Origin of the sequence: Algoriphagus halophilus, from assembly GCF_041729275.1 — a bacterium.
GTDB classification, from domain to species: Bacteria; Bacteroidota; Bacteroidia; order Cytophagales; family Cyclobacteriaceae; genus Algoriphagus; species Algoriphagus halophilus_A.
On sequence record NZ_CP146486.1, the window covers coordinates 793,536 to 809,674 of the forward strand.

The window sequence follows — 16,139 nt, forward strand, 5'->3', positions numbered from 1 at the left end:
ATAAACAAATAAATTCTTTGATTCATCTTCAAACAAAGCATTACTATTAATAATAAGTAAGGATTTCAAAATCTAATTTATTAAAGAATATGCTATAATGTGAACAATAAAATAACTCAAAACAGAAATAATATTTATATAAATTTTATTGCGATAAGGAACAGATAAATAAATAAATATAAAAAAAGTATAAAAAAGAAATAAAATCCGATTAACCGTCTTTGATCAATAACACTAGCTTGTACAACCAAGAAAACTAATCCGATAAAAATTGATATCAAATACTTCTGATTTAAAAACAAATTAACATTAATACGAATATTTTTAAAAGATAGATAACAAAATAAATAACAAATAAATAACCAATTAAGAAAAGAGGAAAAAAGTAAAGGAAAGTTCATGAAATTATAAACTTCAGGACGACTTGGATCATAATTACTTGAAAGTTTAACCCAAAAAGGAACAGGTTGAATTGCATTGTAAAAGATTGATAAAAAATCACCTATAAAAAAAGGAATAGTTTGCAATTTAGAAATTAAACCATTTGTTTCTTGGACACTAGATATATAGTAATCATTAATAAATAAATAAATATTAGATATTGAAGATAAGTTTCCGTATATAAAATAAACGCCTAGACCAATAAAAATAGATATAACAAAAGAAGTGAAAAATCTATTAGACTTATTCTCTTTATAGCCCATAAAACTATAAACAAACAGATAAACACTTAAAAATAGTCCAGATTCAATTCTAAATAAAGATGTAATTAAAACAATCACCAAAATAACAAATAAATTATAATAACTAAATTTTTTTAATGAAGTGTATATTACAATTAAATAAAAAAGACCGATATGACAATCCCTAAGAATTTGACTAGAATAAAAAAACAAAACTGAAACTAAAGGCAAAATTAATGAAAAACGAAATGCGATAGTAGCACGAACTTTACTAATTAATAGAATTTTATAGAATATTACTGGTATAAATGAAGAAATAAATAAAGATGATAATTGTAAAACAAAATAAATATCTAAATTAAACATTTTAGCAATCCAAGCCCAAGATGTAGAATAAGATAAATATCCAACCATATTCCTATTTATCAAGGTGAAATCTTCCCAAATATAAGACAAACTATAATAAAATGAAGATTTGCTCAAGGCATCAAAAGTCCAAGGAAGAAATGCATTAAAAGTATCATAGGCTAAAAGATAATTAAAATTATTATCAAGCATATACCAATAACACATTACTAAGTAAATAAATCCATAGATAAAAAATTTTGATAAATTAATAATTCATGATTTGAATTAGTAATTTTTGAAAATAATTTTAATGTATAACCACCAGTAAAAAACAATTATTGTAAACACTATTGCAGAAATTGTTACAAAATTAGCAGAGAACAATAAACATAATATAAACAACAAATACTTAATCACTTCTTCCCTAATATATTACTTAATAAGAACTTAACTTCCAACAAAGGTTTAGAATTAAAAATCATACTTAAAGAAAAATACATAAATGTCATTGAGAATATTTGAATAAATAATTTTAGAGTATTTGATTCAAGAATAAAATACTTTCCAATAAAATAAGTTATAATTGATGACAAAATAGAAAAAATCAAAATATATTTAATATCAAAAAACACTTCTTTAAATGTGTAATTAATAAACTTACCCCCTATATATATATAAATAATTCCAGAAATAATTGTCACAATAGTTATACCATATAATATTGAAATTACATCCATTTTAAGTACAAAAAACAACATTACTAACCTTAAAACTTGCCTAATAATTGAAATAATTAACAAAAGATTAGTCTTACTTAATACTAAAAATATATTTATAAAAAAAGAATACAAGGTTATGACTAATCCGCATATTGACCAAAGACGAAGATATTTGGCACTATCTAACCATTTTTCTCCGAATAAGCTAATAATTATATTTTCTGAAGAAATATAGATAAAAAACATAGTAGGGAAAATAACAAACATAGAAACCTCAATAACCTTCCTATATCCATTTTTTAATTCAGCTTTATTGTCTCCTAATTTAGATAAAAGTGGATATGTAACCCTTTGCAATACAATAGAGGAAGTTTCAACAACATATGAATTCAATTTTCTTGCCTGTGAAAAATAACCCAATTCAATCTTTGAATAATATTTTCCAATCAAAAGAGACTCAAAGTTAGAAACAATTTTGTCAAATACACCAATAATAAGCAATCTACTTCCAAATGAAAGGTGTCTTTTTAGAGAGGATATGCTAAACACCAACTTGGGACTCCAATCACTAAAATACCAAAGTAATATTGATTTAAAAATAGGCAGTAACAATAAATTTATTGCCAAAGCCCATATTCCATAATTATTATTTGCCAAAAAAGAGTAATTACAAAGGCAATAATTATTCCTATAAACGAAGATAATGCGATTGGCTTAAAATTTAAATCCCTACTAAAATGAACAATTTGTACTAATGATAAAGATCTGAATATTATTGTTAAAAATACTAATCTGGAAAGCCATAATAGAAGTGGCTCGTCGTAATATGATGCAATAAAAGGTGATAAATTATACAATAACAAATACAAAATCAAGGAAACACCAAGATTAAAATAAAAAATAGTTGACAGATCTTTCTCCGTAACTTCTTTTTCACGAATTAAAGATTGACTAAATCCTGCATCAACAAATGAATCTGATACAATAGAAAAAATAATTAATAACTCAATAATCCCAAAATCACTTGGAGATAAAATCCTAGATAGTATAATTGTTAAAATAATATTAATTACACCTGAACCTACCGTACCAAATGCATTCCACATAACCCCTTTAAAGGCAGATTCTCGTAATCTTTTCAAATTCGAGTTCTTAAAATTCTAGAAGGATTTCCAACTATAATACTATTTCGGAGAACGGATTTAGTTACTACAGATCCAGCACCAATAATTACCCCGTCTTCTATTTCCACTCCATCCAAAATTACAGAGTTAGCTCCTATCCAAACATTACTCCCAATAATAATTCCTTTTGAGGTAAAGCCTTGTTCATTAATATTTTTATTAATATCTGAAAATGAATGATTTGAACCTACTATCACACAATAAGGAGCAATTAGCGCATTTTCTCCAATTTTAACATTCCCAATTAATATTGTCCCTTTATTTATTGTGGTATATTGGCCAATGCTAACATTATCATTAACCCCTCCTCTAATTTCAACAAAATCTCCTAAATATGAATTATCTGACAATATTACATTCCTGAATAATTTAACATATTTCCCTAGAAATACATTATTACCAAACATTAGGTTTCCCCAAATTTCAACATTCGAAGATATTTTGAGATTTCTTAATTTACCTCCAAAATACAAATAATTGTAAATTAAACCTCTAATATAAATGAAAGCATTACTAATTTTATTGTAATGATTCAACAAATTATTTGATTTGATAAGATTCAAAATATTCTTAAATAATATTATAATGCCAAAAACTCACCTCTTTAATTCCAGAACAAAAATCCACTAAAACATTATATCCTAATTTATTTTGCCCCTTCTCAATACTTGCCAAAGAATGAGGAATATCTCCATTTCTAGTTGGACCAAATTTTATTTCAACTTTTCCAATTTCAGGATCGAATTTGGCTAGGTTCATTTTCAACAGTTCTACCAATTGTAAAAGGGTGGTTCTTTCCCCACAAGCAGTGTTATAGACCTGGTTCAAAGCCTCTTGATTTTCAGTGGTCAAACTTAGGAGGTTCATCTGGATCACATTATCAATGTAGGTGAAATCCCGCGAATAGGAGCCGTCACCATTGATCACAGGACTTTCATGATTCATCAATTTCTTCACAAAAAGTGGAATTACAGCAGCATAGGCTCCATTTGGATCCTGACGTCTACCAAATACATTAAAATATCTTAAGCCAATAGTATCCAAACCGTATGTTTTATGAAAAATATCTGCATACAATTCATTCACATATTTTGTAATTGCATAAGGGGATAATGGCTTTCCTATTTTATCTTCCACTTTTGGTAATACCTCTGAATCACCATAGGTAGATGAACTTGCAGCATAGATAAATCTCTTTACCCCTTGATCTCGTGCGGCAACCAACATATTTAAAAACCAGATACGTTCACCTCATTGGAAGTGATAGGATCATAAATGGATCTAGGTACCGAACCCAATGCTGCTTCATGCAGCACATAATCTATTCCTTCACAGACTTTTTGGCATGTTTCCAAACTTCTGATATCTCCTTCTATTAATTGGAAGTTTTCATTTTTCAGAAATGGCTCAATATTATGGAGATGGCCCGTTGCGAAATTATCCAAGCAAACCACTAGTGCTTCTAGCCCTAACAAAACTTCACAAAGATTTGAGCCGATAAAACCAGCTCCCCCAGTTACCAATACTTTTTTGCCTTGAAGGCTGTCTTTAAATTGTTCGAACATTTTTCTATAACCTTGAATCAACCAACTCTTTCCCCAACACTGACTTCACATCATAAATCACTTGATTATCAGACTTTTGAAGGGGCCAGTTTTTAAATTCTTTATGTGCAACTGCTAAAATAATGGCTGAATACTCTTCCAAATTAGGTTTCGTACCTCCATTGATAATATCGATACCATATTCATGTTTGACTTCAGCAGCACTAGCCCAAGGGTCATATACATCCACATTGATATCATAAGAAAGTAATTCTTGATAGATATCAATCACCCGGGTATTTCTTACATCTGGACAGTCCTCCTTAAAGGTAAAGCCTAAGATTAAGACTTTTGAATCAATCACTTTAAGATCCTTACGCATCATATGTTTGATCGTCTCAGTCGCCACATGTTTCCCCATGGAATCATTCAATCTACGTCCTGCCAAAATAATCTCTGGATGATATCCTACCTCCTGGGCCTTTTGAGCCAAATAGAATGGATCTACCCCAATACAATGACCTCCTACTAATCCCGGACGGAAAGGAAGAAAATTCCATTTGGTACCAGCTGCCTCCAAAACTTCCTGCGTATCGATATTTAGCAGATTAAATATCTTACTGAGTTCGTTGACAAAAGCGATATTGATATCTCTCTGAGAATTTTCGATTACTTTGGCAGCCTCAGCCACTTTGATGCAAGATGCTTTATGAGTTCCTGCAGTAATGACTGATTTATATAACTGATCCACATACTCTGCAACTTCTGGAGTACTACCTGAAGTCACTTTTAAAATCTTGGTTACTGTATGCTCTTTATCACCCGGATTAATCCGTTCAGGGGAATACCCTGCAAAGAAGTCCTCATTGTATTTCAGACCAGAAATTCTCTCTAAGACAGGTACACATTCATCCTCAGTCACTCCAGGATATACAGTAGATTCATAGATCACCACATCTCCCTTTTTCAAAACCTTGGCTATCGCTTCTGATGCTTTTAGCATAGGAGTCAATACCGGTCTATTATGCTTATCCGTAGGTGTTGGCACAGTGACTATGTAGATATTTGCAGTTGAAATAGGAAGGATAGCATCTGTGATTACCAATCCTTTTCCTTTTTCATCCAAGTCCTGAGCGGTTTTAACTAGAACAGCTTGAAGTAAATTATCTTCTACTTCCAATGTCCGGTCATGGCCCTTTTGGAGTTCATCTACGCGTTTGGGGTCGATATCATAGCCTACAGTTTTAAATTTCTCTGCAAAGGCCACAGCCAAAGGCAGCCCCACATAACCGAGGCCAATGATGGCTATTTTACTATTTTCTAGGTTGGTTAGCATTTTAATTAATAAACTTATAAAGTCGAAACTATGACTCCAACATAAATACTAGGTTCAAGTCTTTCACACTCAACTTTAATTTGAAAAACTTTAATTTTTAAATTTTAAACTCTAATAACAGCTTCGCCCTTTCAGTCCCATTTTCTGAATTGGATTGAATTAGTATTCAATTAAACTGATTCAATTCCCATTCATTTGGAACTTAGCGCAAAATCAAATTCACCGTATTTTGATGAACTTTTCAGATTTTTTATTAAAAAAAGAGCCTCTTTTTTAAGAAAAAGGCAATAATGGTTCAAAGATACATAAAGCGAGTAGTTTTTGTACTCATTTTTTATCCTATTTTTAAGTGGAATTTTAATATACTTAAAACTGCATTTGATATCTTAAAGGGTGATTGCTACTCTCCGAATTCATCAAACAAAGCTCCAAATCTTAAATACTTGGAAACCATATTTTTGAGGAAATTTTCATTTTTTTGCTCTGTACATAGAAGAATCAAGTTGGGGAATAAGTGAACAAGAAGAAATGTATGATATCAGATTTTTGATATAAGATTAGAAATTGGTTGGCAAAATTTGAGGGTACGAAGGACAACGTATTTGGTATGTGGTATTTGGTGTGTGGAATACACGGTCTGTAGTATAAACTGAAGACTGCTTTCACCCCTAGCCCCCTAAAGGGGGAACGGATACGTTTACCACTCTTTATTCATTCTTCTGAATTCAAACTTCTGACTTCCCTTCGTACTTCGTATTTCCAACTTCGTTATTCTCTCACCTCCTAGCCCAAAAAAGGTGAAACGGATTCATTTTCAGACAAGCCCCTTTCAGACTTCTAATTTCATACTTCTGACTTCCCTTCGTACTTCCAACTTCGTACTTCTCTCAACTCCCAGCCCTCTAAAGAAGGAACGGATTCGTTTTCAGACAAGCCCCTTTCAGACTTCTGAATTCAAACTTCTGACTTCCCTTCGTACTTCGTATTTCCAACTTCGTTATTCTCTCACCTCCTAGCCCAAAAAAGGTGAAACGGATTCATTTTCAGACAAGCCCCCTTTCAGACTTCTAATTTCATACTTCTGACTTCCCTTCGTACTTCGTATTTCCAACCTCGTATTTCGTAATTCAGATACTATTTCCTTCTCAAAGCTCTTTTCCACCAGGGAAGGGGTGTAGCTTCTTCATGGTAGCCATAGGAATTCCCTCCGTATCCATAACCATAACCATAGCCATATCCATAGCCGTAACCTTTGTCAATATGCATGTCATTCAAAATTCCATAAATTTTGGTTACCCCTCCTTTTTCTACCAAATTATTCAATATCTGGGTATTCCCTTTCATGGAATAACCTTGACGGAATACGTAGAACGAGATATCTGCCAAGGCAAATAACTCCTTGGTTTCAGAAACTAAACCTACAGGTGGACAATCAAAGATGACCACATCGTATGCTTGCTTGATTTCGTTGATAATATGAGTGAACTTATCCTGAAGTAATAATTCTGCCGGATTGGGCGGAATAGGGCCCGATAGGATCACGTCAAGATCTTGATGACCAGATGATTTTACTACAGACTGCCATGGGGTATCCGAACTCAGACAAGTACTCATCCCTTTATCATTAGGCAATCCAAAATCTTCCGCGATCTTAGGTTTCCTTAAATCTAAACCTATCAAAATGGTTTTCTTTCCCATTAAGGCATAAACGGAAGCCATATTGATGGATACAAAAGTTTTCCCTTCGCCAGAAATACTTGAGGTAAATAAAATAGTCAAATTCTCCTTTTGCTGACTTAGGTAGGACATATCTGCCCTCAAAGATCTAAATGACTCAGTAACAGTAGATCGAGGATTATTTAAAACCGGTAAGGCATCATCAGAATTATTTCTTCCCACCATCCCAATTAAAGGAACCTTGATCTGATTTTCCAATTCCTTAGGATCCTCAATTTTGGTATTCAAGAAATCTTTGATGGTAATAAATCCAATTGGTACAATCATACCTAAAATCAATCCTATCAATAAGTTTAAGGTACGCTTAGGTGCTACTGGTTCTTGCCCCGCCTTCGCAAAATCCAAAATGGTATTTTTGGGCATATTGGAAGCTTTTGTGATTTCAGCTTCCGCTTTCTTTTGCAGTAAATACACATAAATATTCTCGTTGATTGTGAACTTACGTTGTATTCCTATTAAATCTCTTTCCGTCTTGGGAAGGGAGTTGATATCAGCTTGAATTAATCGAATTCTATTATTCAAGTCTGCTAATACATTTTGAGTATTGCTTAATGCCAGATTCACATTCTCCTGCAATTGCTTTTTAGTGTTGGCGATCCTGGTAGCATTTTCCCGAACTGCAGGTGCTTGATCAGAAAAATTGGATTTTAAACGAATTTGATCCGCTTGTAGCTCGGCTAAGGCATTGACCAAAGAGTTTAATAAAGGATCTGTTACCCCAATAATGGATGGAGCTACCAACTCTCCCCTGACTATTTTCAAGGTAGGAATTTAATGTCTGGTAATATTTAAGACTTACCTCCGTTTCACCTTTTTGTTTTTCTAAATCCTGTAATCGTTCAAAAATAACAGATCCCTCTTCGGAAAGATTAAACACATTATTTTCCGATCGGTATTGTTGCAGTCTGTTTTCAGAAATTTCCAAGGAATCAGAAATCCCCAACAATTGATTTTCTATAAATCGAATAGTGCTCTCTGAAGCCCTGTTTTTCTCATCCAATTCACGCTTTAGGTACATCTCCATCAATTTATTGATGTAGTCTTCACCCAGTCTCCTAACAGGAGTTTCTAAACTTAATGATAGAATAGATGCTTGTTTGTTGATTGGAGATACTGATAATTCCTCCTTGTATTTCAATGCTAGAGTTGGTGTATCAGTTATTCTGAACTGATAATTCTCTCCTGGATTCGCATAAATACTATTGATTTTAATAAAAAGGTTTCCTTCTTCAATTTGCTCTCCAAAAGAATAAACTGATTTCTTCAAAGAAGCATCTTCCAATTTGGATTTATAAAAAGGGTCTGCAGGATCGTAAATGCTAAATTCATCATTTTCAATTTGCAATTCAAAGGAGTTTTCATCCAACACTTCAATTCGGAACATTCCACCAACCCATTGAGGTTGTTTCCAATCTACTGAAACGATAATTGGAAGCTTATCATATAGTTGATTCGTTGTGATAAAACCTTCTCCGAAATACTGAACATTCAAATTCAATTCAGAGATGGTCTCCTCTGCAAGGGAAAATGACTTTAGTATTCCAATTTCATTTTCAATATTGTTCTTTCCCTGTAAGCCAAAACCTGCCGACTCGAATAAATCCATACCCAAGGAAGGTTCTTCATCTTCAATGAGTACACTGGATTGAACACTATAAATATTGGTTGCATATCTATTGAATAAAAATGCTGAAACTAATCCCGCGAACATAAATGCAAGAATCAAAGGCCAATATTGTAGGTAATTAAACAATAAAACCTTTAGATCAATTTCATCTTCCTTTTGTACCATAAATGGATTCTGACCCGAATTTGCTGGGTTTGGAGTATTGGGGTACATATAACTTATTTGATTAAATTAAGAATAAGTGCTAAAGCCGTTATTGCTGAAATAACTAAAGCAATGGATTGGGCCGCATTTTCACCTGCTCCCACTTCTCTCACTTTCATGGGTTCTACATAAATCTGATCATTCGGCTGTATAAAATAGAATTCCGATTCTACTACATGCCTGTCATTTAAGTTCAATCGATGGAGACGAGTTCCCTCAGGATATTGTCTGATCAATAATACTTCGTCTCTTTTAGCAATAGGAGTTAAATCACCGGCATTTGCTATTGCCTCAAAAATGGTCATTCTGTCCTGCAACACCACAAACTTTCCAGGTCTTCTAAATTCACCTAGTGCTGAATAACGTATCCCTCCCAATTTTACTTTTACGTATAATTCTGTAGTCACATAAACTCTTAATTTTTCCTCAATGGCAATTCGTGCTTCTTCCAAGGTTTTATCTTTAACCACTACTTCTCCAACGATCGGAAGTCTAATTTTACCTTCATTATCAACGGTATAGCCGGTCATATAATAGATATCACCTCCAGATTGGGAAGCTACATTTCCCATTTGTCCAGATATCCCACCCATTGCTTTATTGTTAAATCCATTTTGGATCATATCATCAACTGTTTGGATGTTCACATCGATGATATCATTGTATTGCAATCTATATTCAGGGATTTCGTAGGAAATTAACTCCCCATCTTCAATTGGAGTATCTCCTTCTTGGTTTTGGAGATAAATAATCTTCTCATTGGATACACAAGCTGAAGCAGCTATGAAGGCTAGGATAGAAACCATCCCAAGTCGGAATCTCCGCATAAATGAATTTTTAATAATCTTCGTCAAAAACTGGGCAAACTTAAACATTTTAACAGAAAAGAAGGATAAAATTTACGAATTCACAATAAGAGAATGGTAAATAACAGTTTTATAAGGATGTATCTCAAGTAATAGGGTTTAAGAGGAGCATGAAAAAATGAAAATTAGACCTAATTAAATCTATCGATCCTATAGGATGAATTTGGATGAGATTTGCTTTATTTAGAAAATAGGATTTATACCTTTTCTTTACATGGAAACGTCAAATTTGTTTCCTTTACCCTCTTTTCACCAAAGGAATGACTTCATTTCCAATCATTTCAATGGCTTCCATCAACTGCTCATGTGTCAATCCTGCATTATCCATCTGGAACTTAAATCTTGAAATTCCTCCCAGCGCTTCACTGTGTCTAAGGATCTTTTCAGCCACTTCCTCTGGATTCCCAATCACTAAAGCTCCTGTCTTTCCGGTTTGTGCATAAAAATGATTCCAGATGACCGGTGGCCAACCCCGTTCTTTCCCAATTCTGGTAAATGTCTCGGCATAACCAGGATAATAATTTTGTAGTGCCACTTCCTTGGTTTTTGCAACATACCCCAAAGAATGCAATCCCACTTTCAGATCCTCCTCAGCATAACCTGCTTTGATGCCGGCCTCTCTATATAAATCGATCAATGGCCTAAAACGATGGGTCTCTCCCCCAATCACCGCCACCATCAATGGCATCCCCAATTGACCTGCCCGGACAAAAGAACCTGGAGTACCACCCACCCCTAACCAAATAGGAAGCTTTTTTTGGAGCGGCCTTGGGTAAATGCTTTGATTGTTTAAGGCAGGTCTGAACTGTCCCTGCCAAGTGACAGTCTCCTGATCCCTGATTTGAAGCAAGAGACCGAGCTTTTCGGAAAAAAGCTTGTCATAATCATTCAGTCTTAATCCAAACAAGGGGAAAGCCTCGGTAAAAGAACCTCTGCCAGCCACTATTTCTGCTCGCCCTTTGGATATCAAATCCAGGGTTGCGAACTCTTGAAATACTCGTACGGGATCAGCTGCACTGATCACGGAAACAGCGGAAGTCAATTTGATACGTTGGGTTCTTGACGCTGCAGCAGCCAATATAATTGCTGTAGCTGAATCCAAAAACTCTTTTCGGTGATGCTCTCCTATCCCAAATACATCCAAACCCATCTGGTCTGCATATTCTATTCTTGCTAAAAGTTGTTCCAATGACAAAACGCTCTTTTGTCCGTCTATTTGTACATCACCTGCTTCTGTGGCAACAAAACTATCTATTCCTATTTCCATTATTCTCCAAATCCATTTGGCATTAAACCAAATTCCTTCACACTAAATTCCCTTCCTCCACACAATAATTGAGTGAATTCCTTAGTTAAAAAATTTTAAGTCAATTTTCTCTTTATCAATTTTCAATAGTTTTGACTTTATTTTTTTCTCAACGCTTATGAACAACTCTAATCCAATCAAGCAGTTTGTTTTTCTTTCACTGGGAGTCTATATCCTTTCCTATGGGTTTCCTTTTCCGCTGGACAACATCCCCTTTACTCATGAGGTCTTTTCAAAATATGTCCTCTCACTCCAGGAAAAGTATATTCTGTTTTTCGGCAAATCTTTCTTGGGTCTTCCTGAGCTGGAAAAAATCCAGAGAACGGGAAGTGGTGACACTACCTTTGATTATGTGAAAATCCCGGCTTTGCTCACCTTTTCAATTTTAGTGGCCATCGGGCTATTCTCCCTCAAAAAAGTACGTCTCCATGCGGTTGATTTCTACCAATGGGTATTGATTTATGCCAGGTATTATGTAGGCTTAACGCTCATTTCCTATGGCATCGCAAAATTTCTAATAGGTCAATTTCCTGGACCAAGTTTCTATTCCATGGATATTTTGGTGGGAGACATATCTCCCATGGGCTTGGCCTGGAGATTTTTTGGATATTCAGACACCTACAAAATATTTATGGGCTTATCAGAGCTGATCGCGGGATTTCTATTACTATTAAGAAGGACAGCCATCTTAGGTGCACTGGTAGCTATATCAGTTTGTCTCAACATTGTATTGGTCAACTTCTCCTTTGATGTACCGGTAAAGCTTTTTTCCTCTCATCTATTGTTCTTTTCCATTCTAATTCTTCTCCCTGGAGCGAAAGCATTGTTTGATTTTCTGATTCTCCACAAGTCCAGCAAATTAGAATCGATGTCTCCTCTTTTTACCTCGAAAAAGTGGAAAATAGCATGGGTTATAGCCAATATCTATTTGGTAGGAATAATTCCCTTATCAAGAATGTATGGGCATTACAGCAGCCAGGAATTCCGAGCCATGGAAAATGAATGGGAAGGTTTGTATGCTGGATTTGAAAATGAGGCTGCCAGCCCATGGACCAAAATCATTGTTGAAAAAAACTACCTGGTCTTAAAACCTGAAGGAGGAACCCAAGAATTTTATACCATTCAAGAAATAAAGGAGGGGGAAATGTTTTGTGGAAAAACACCGAGGATGAGGATACCCCTCATGAACTATCCATTAAAGCACTGCCCACCCAGCAATACGAACTGAAAATCCGAATTGGAGAAAAGGAAAACACCCTTGTAGGAAGTAAAAAGTCAGTATCCGATTATCAATTGACAAAGCGAGGTTTTCATTGGATCAATGAATACCCTTTCAACCGCTGATTTATTGAACTTTCAGCGTTGCCACTTTTTCACTCATCCCGTTTTCATTAATGGCTTCAATGGTGAAATAGTAATCCTTCATCCGGTCCATGGTCTTGAGCCAATACTCATTGTTGCCAAGAACCATGATGCTGGTATAGAGTTTATCGGGAGCAGTGCCGTAATAGATGTTGTAGGCATAAGCATCATCCACAGGTTGCCATTTGATAAATGCACTTCGCTTGTCTTTCTCGGTCCTCAATACCACAAATCCATTGACTTTTTCAGGCGCTTGACCGGCTCCTTTACCAAATACCCTCAACCCACTCAATGCAAACTCCCCGGTGGGCATGTGAACATTTTCCAATCGGATAAACCGGGCCTTGACAGGGCTTTTGAGTTCTATATACTCATGTGGAACATCTGTATGGTTTTTGCTTTTGTCTTTCAAAACCTTCCAGTTTTTACCGTCCTCTGAATACTTCAATACATATTGGTGATACTGATCATTGTATTTCCCCAATCGGTTGGCTGCCACATCCTGGTCTGCATAATTAATCTGTACCGCATGCACGGTACTCACTTCCCCTAAATCTGATTGGATCCACTCTCCTGCATCCCCCGTCTTGGCAGACCAATAGGTTTTCAGATCCTCATCGTTGGCCTTATTCGCAGTATAACTCCCCAAGGTAGAAGAGACTTGCATGGGTTTACCATAATTCAGGAGCATCCAACCCGTAAATGCACCCGGCTTATCCGTAGCAGGCAAATAATGGGGGTAATCGCCAAAAGCGGTATTGGCCCACATCACATCATCTTGATCAAACCCCGCAGGCCAAATCCCCAATCTTCTTTCAAAGGTATTTTTGACCGAAATCATGATGGTACTGACATGCCAATAATTCCCTTGATTATCCTGAAAGGTTGCTCCATGCCCAGCTCCCCTGGCAAAGCCTCCCAGCTTCATACTTAGGGGATCGGATTGGGGTGTAAAAGGTCCCAAAGGGGAATCTCCCACTACCACTCCATCGGAATAGCCACTGAACTCTGTTCCAGGAGCCCCATATTGCAAGTAATATTTGCCATTGTGCTTGGTCATATGTGCTCCTTCCATAAATGGATCCAGAAAGGTATTGTCCATATGCTCTCCAAATCGTTGCCAGCCATATCGCCAGGGCTCCAGCAGATACATTTCCTTTCTAGTGCCAATCGGATTTAGCGTATTGGAATTCAGTTCGATCCCATAAAGGGGATATCGATTGGAGCTTCCGTTGTACATATACAGTCTGCCGTCGTCATCTGTGAAAAAATCAGGGTCCCAGCCTCCTATTTCAAATTTCTCCACCAAGGGTTCCCATTCATTCGCCAGGGGGTTCGTACTCATCCAAATGGTAAAATCCGGTTCATAGGTAGATCCCATCACGAGGACTGTATCGCCTTTAATGCCTACCGCCGGCGCACAAAGTTCATCATAGACCTGATTCCATGGATTCAGAAAAAACCTGGAATGAAAGGTCCAGTGATACAAGTCCGGACTAGTCCAATAACCCCATTGGTTGGTACTGAAAAGGATGTAATCCCCTTTGTAATTGACAATGACCGGATCTGCCGTGGCCCGGTGACGGCCCCATTCGGCAAAATTCGGGATGGGTGTATACCCATAGTCCAGATTGATAGGATTGCAATAGGTTAACTGCTGGGAGAATACAGGGAAAATGCCTATCAAAAAAAGGCGAACAATAGAAGAAAACGGTTCATTTGGGTTGAATTAATCTTCTACAAGTTAAAAAAAGAAAAATCCCCTAGGTAGTGCCGGGGATTTGGATTGATTTATAATTTCTTGAGTGAAACCGCATTGATGCAATATCGAAGTCCACTGGGCTTAGGACCATCTGGAAAGACATGTCCCAAATGGGCGTCACAAACATTGCAGGTCACTTCTACCCGGATCATGCCAAAACTGACATCCTTGGTATAAGCCACATGGGACAAATCAATAGGTTGTGTAAAAGAAGGCCATCCTGTGCCACTTTCAAACTTTACGGTAGCATCAAATAGCTCCGTACCACAACATACACAGGCATATTTACCCGGTTCAAATAAACTACATAGCTCAGAACTATGCGCCCTTTCAGTTCCTTTTTGTCTGGCAACCCGGAACTCTTCAGGACTTAACGCTTCCCTCCATTCAGCATCCGTTTTCTCCACTCTCCTTGGAGGCTTGGGATTGCCCTGATTCGTAAACTTGATTACATCATTCCAATTAATCATCATTCGTATTCTCCTTATTTTTTTTGAGACGGAAACAGGTCTAAGTAACAGCAGTTTCTTTTAATTAATTCTGAATGGCCTCAAATTGTTTTTGAATATGTTCCAAATCAGGTTCCTTTCTCATCCAATTCATTGCCTCGTCCTGATCTTCCATCCATCTATAAAACCAGGACACTCCCCATTTTTTATCGTAATAATTGGTCTGATGGTATGCTGGGTCATCCAAAGCTTCCTCTACCCCCACAAATTCATAGCCTTGATCTCCGAGTCTTTGATGATCGCCGGCAAATAGGCTTCATTGATGGAATTATCATGACATAGGTAGATCTGTGGTATCAACCTCCCGTATTTTTCCCCTGATAGGGCTTCAAAGAATTCAAATAAGGCCAGGGTCTGGGACACATATTCCTCCCCAATTGCGGCTGCTTTCGAGCGATCTCCTTGTTCAAGGAAATGCTCATACAAAGCATTATACATCCAATCCGCACTTTCCACTGTAAAAGGCATGATTTCAAACCCCAAGGACTCCAGCCGTGCTTTAAAGGCATTTTGCTGCAGGGAATCCTTCCCTAAGTCATTGAAAGGAAACCGAAAGTATTTCAAGTCTTTTCCATAATACCTGGCAAGCTCCCTGGAAATGCCCTCCCCTTTCACCACTTCCTGTTCCAAGTCCTCCACCGTCAATTCGGAAGACCTTTTATGGTTGAAAGAATGATTTCCTAAGGTGGTATAAGGCCTTTCTGTCCATTCCATTAGAAGGGAATAGTTTTTTGAAATGGAATCGGTTTTATAAATCAACCCCTCAATCACAAAAATTGAAATGGGAATTTGGATTTCATCCAACTTGGAAAGAAGTCCCAGTTGGAAGTCATCCTTTTCATACTTTTTGGTATTTGGAATATCATCAATGCTGATGGCTACTTTCTTTTGAGCTGAAACCGAGAAGGCAAGGATCAAGCAAAGCAAAAAGTAAGACTGTTTTTCCAGGGAA

14 protein-coding genes and 1 pseudogene are annotated in these 16,139 nt (G+C 36.2%); 1 reads left to right on the top strand and 14 read right to left on the bottom strand.

The window, feature by feature from the left end:
- Positions 1–134 precede the first annotated feature (134 nt).
- The 10 genes and pseudogenes from V8V91_RS04270 to V8V91_RS04315 form a co-directional block, all read right to left on the bottom strand.
- Positions 135–1,241 (bottom strand): hypothetical protein, encoded by a 1,107-nt coding sequence (locus tag V8V91_RS04270; protein ID WP_373398927.1) that lies wholly within the window; start codon positions 1,239–1,241, stop codon positions 135–137.
- 203 nt (positions 1,242–1,444) lie between these two features.
- A pseudogene (locus tag V8V91_RS04275) lies at positions 1,445–2,856 on the bottom strand (lipopolysaccharide biosynthesis protein).
- Positions 2,857–2,888: 32 nt separating this feature from the next.
- Positions 2,889–3,407, bottom strand: a complete 519-nt coding sequence (locus V8V91_RS04280) for a DapH/DapD/GlmU-related protein (protein WP_373398928.1) — start codon at positions 3,405–3,407, stop codon at positions 2,889–2,891.
- A gap of 97 nt (positions 3,408–3,504) precedes the next feature.
- On the bottom strand, positions 3,505–4,161 hold the full coding sequence (locus V8V91_RS04285) for an NAD-dependent epimerase/dehydratase family protein (RefSeq protein WP_373398929.1): 657 nt from the start codon (positions 4,159–4,161) through the stop codon (positions 3,505–3,507).
- A 2-nt stretch (positions 4,162–4,163) separates the two neighbouring features.
- The gene (locus V8V91_RS04290) at positions 4,164–4,499 is read right to left on the bottom strand and encodes an NAD-dependent epimerase/dehydratase family protein (RefSeq protein WP_373398930.1); all 336 of its coding nucleotides are present in this window, start codon (positions 4,497–4,499) and stop codon (positions 4,164–4,166) included.
- Between the two features lie 4 nt (positions 4,500–4,503).
- Positions 4,504–5,814 carry a nucleotide sugar dehydrogenase gene (locus tag V8V91_RS04295; protein WP_373398932.1) on the bottom strand — a complete coding sequence of 437 codons (1,311 nt, stop codon included), beginning with the start codon at positions 5,812–5,814 and terminating at the stop codon, positions 4,504–4,506.
- 1,134 nt (positions 5,815–6,948) lie between these two features.
- On the bottom strand, positions 6,949–8,115 hold the full coding sequence (locus V8V91_RS04300) for a polysaccharide biosynthesis tyrosine autokinase (protein WP_373400613.1): 1,167 nt from the start codon (positions 8,113–8,115) through the stop codon (positions 6,949–6,951).
- 67 nt (positions 8,116–8,182) lie between these two features.
- Positions 8,183–9,391, bottom strand: coding sequence for a hypothetical protein (locus tag V8V91_RS04305; protein ID WP_373398934.1), 1,209 nt, complete (start codon positions 9,389–9,391; stop codon positions 8,183–8,185).
- Positions 9,392–9,396: 5 nt separating this feature from the next.
- Positions 9,397–10,209: a polysaccharide biosynthesis/export family protein gene (locus V8V91_RS04310; RefSeq protein ID WP_373398936.1), complete on the bottom strand. Its 813-nt coding sequence runs from the start codon at positions 10,207–10,209 to the stop codon at positions 9,397–9,399.
- A 277-nt stretch (positions 10,210–10,486) separates the two neighbouring features.
- The gene (locus V8V91_RS04315) at positions 10,487–11,515 is read right to left on the bottom strand and encodes an Atu2307/SP_0267 family LLM class monooxygenase (RefSeq protein WP_373398937.1); all 1,029 of its coding nucleotides are present in this window, start codon (positions 11,513–11,515) and stop codon (positions 10,487–10,489) included.
- Positions 11,516–11,672: 157 nt separating this feature from the next.
- Between V8V91_RS04315 and V8V91_RS04320 the strand changes: the two genes are divergently transcribed.
- A complete protein-coding gene (locus V8V91_RS04320) occupies positions 11,673–12,782 on the top strand; it encodes a hypothetical protein (protein ID WP_373398938.1) in 1,110 nt (369 codons plus the stop codon).
- A gap of 117 nt (positions 12,783–12,899) precedes the next feature.
- Here the strand turns inward: V8V91_RS04320 and V8V91_RS04325 are convergent, their stop codons facing one another.
- The 4 genes from V8V91_RS04325 to V8V91_RS04340 all read right to left on the bottom strand — a co-directional run bounded on the left by V8V91_RS04325 (position 12,900) and on the right by V8V91_RS04340 (position 16,114).
- Entirely contained in the window at positions 12,900–14,603 is a 1,704-nt protein-coding gene (locus V8V91_RS04325; protein ID WP_373398939.1) for a family 43 glycosylhydrolase, read from the bottom strand.
- Between the two features lie 104 nt (positions 14,604–14,707).
- Positions 14,708–15,148: a peptide-methionine (R)-S-oxide reductase MsrB gene (msrB, locus tag V8V91_RS04330; protein ID WP_373400614.1), complete on the bottom strand. Its 441-nt coding sequence runs from the start codon at positions 15,146–15,148 to the stop codon at positions 14,708–14,710.
- A gap of 64 nt (positions 15,149–15,212) precedes the next feature.
- Complete coding sequence (locus tag V8V91_RS04335; RefSeq protein WP_373398940.1) at positions 15,213–15,392, bottom strand: hypothetical protein; 180 nt, start codon at positions 15,390–15,392, stop codon at positions 15,213–15,215.
- Positions 15,383–16,114 (bottom strand): polysaccharide deacetylase family protein, encoded by a 732-nt coding sequence (locus tag V8V91_RS04340; protein ID WP_373398941.1) that lies wholly within the window; start codon positions 16,112–16,114, stop codon positions 15,383–15,385. Before V8V91_RS04340 ends, V8V91_RS04335 begins: the two co-directional genes overlap by 10 nt.
- Positions 16,115–16,139 lie beyond the last annotated feature (25 nt).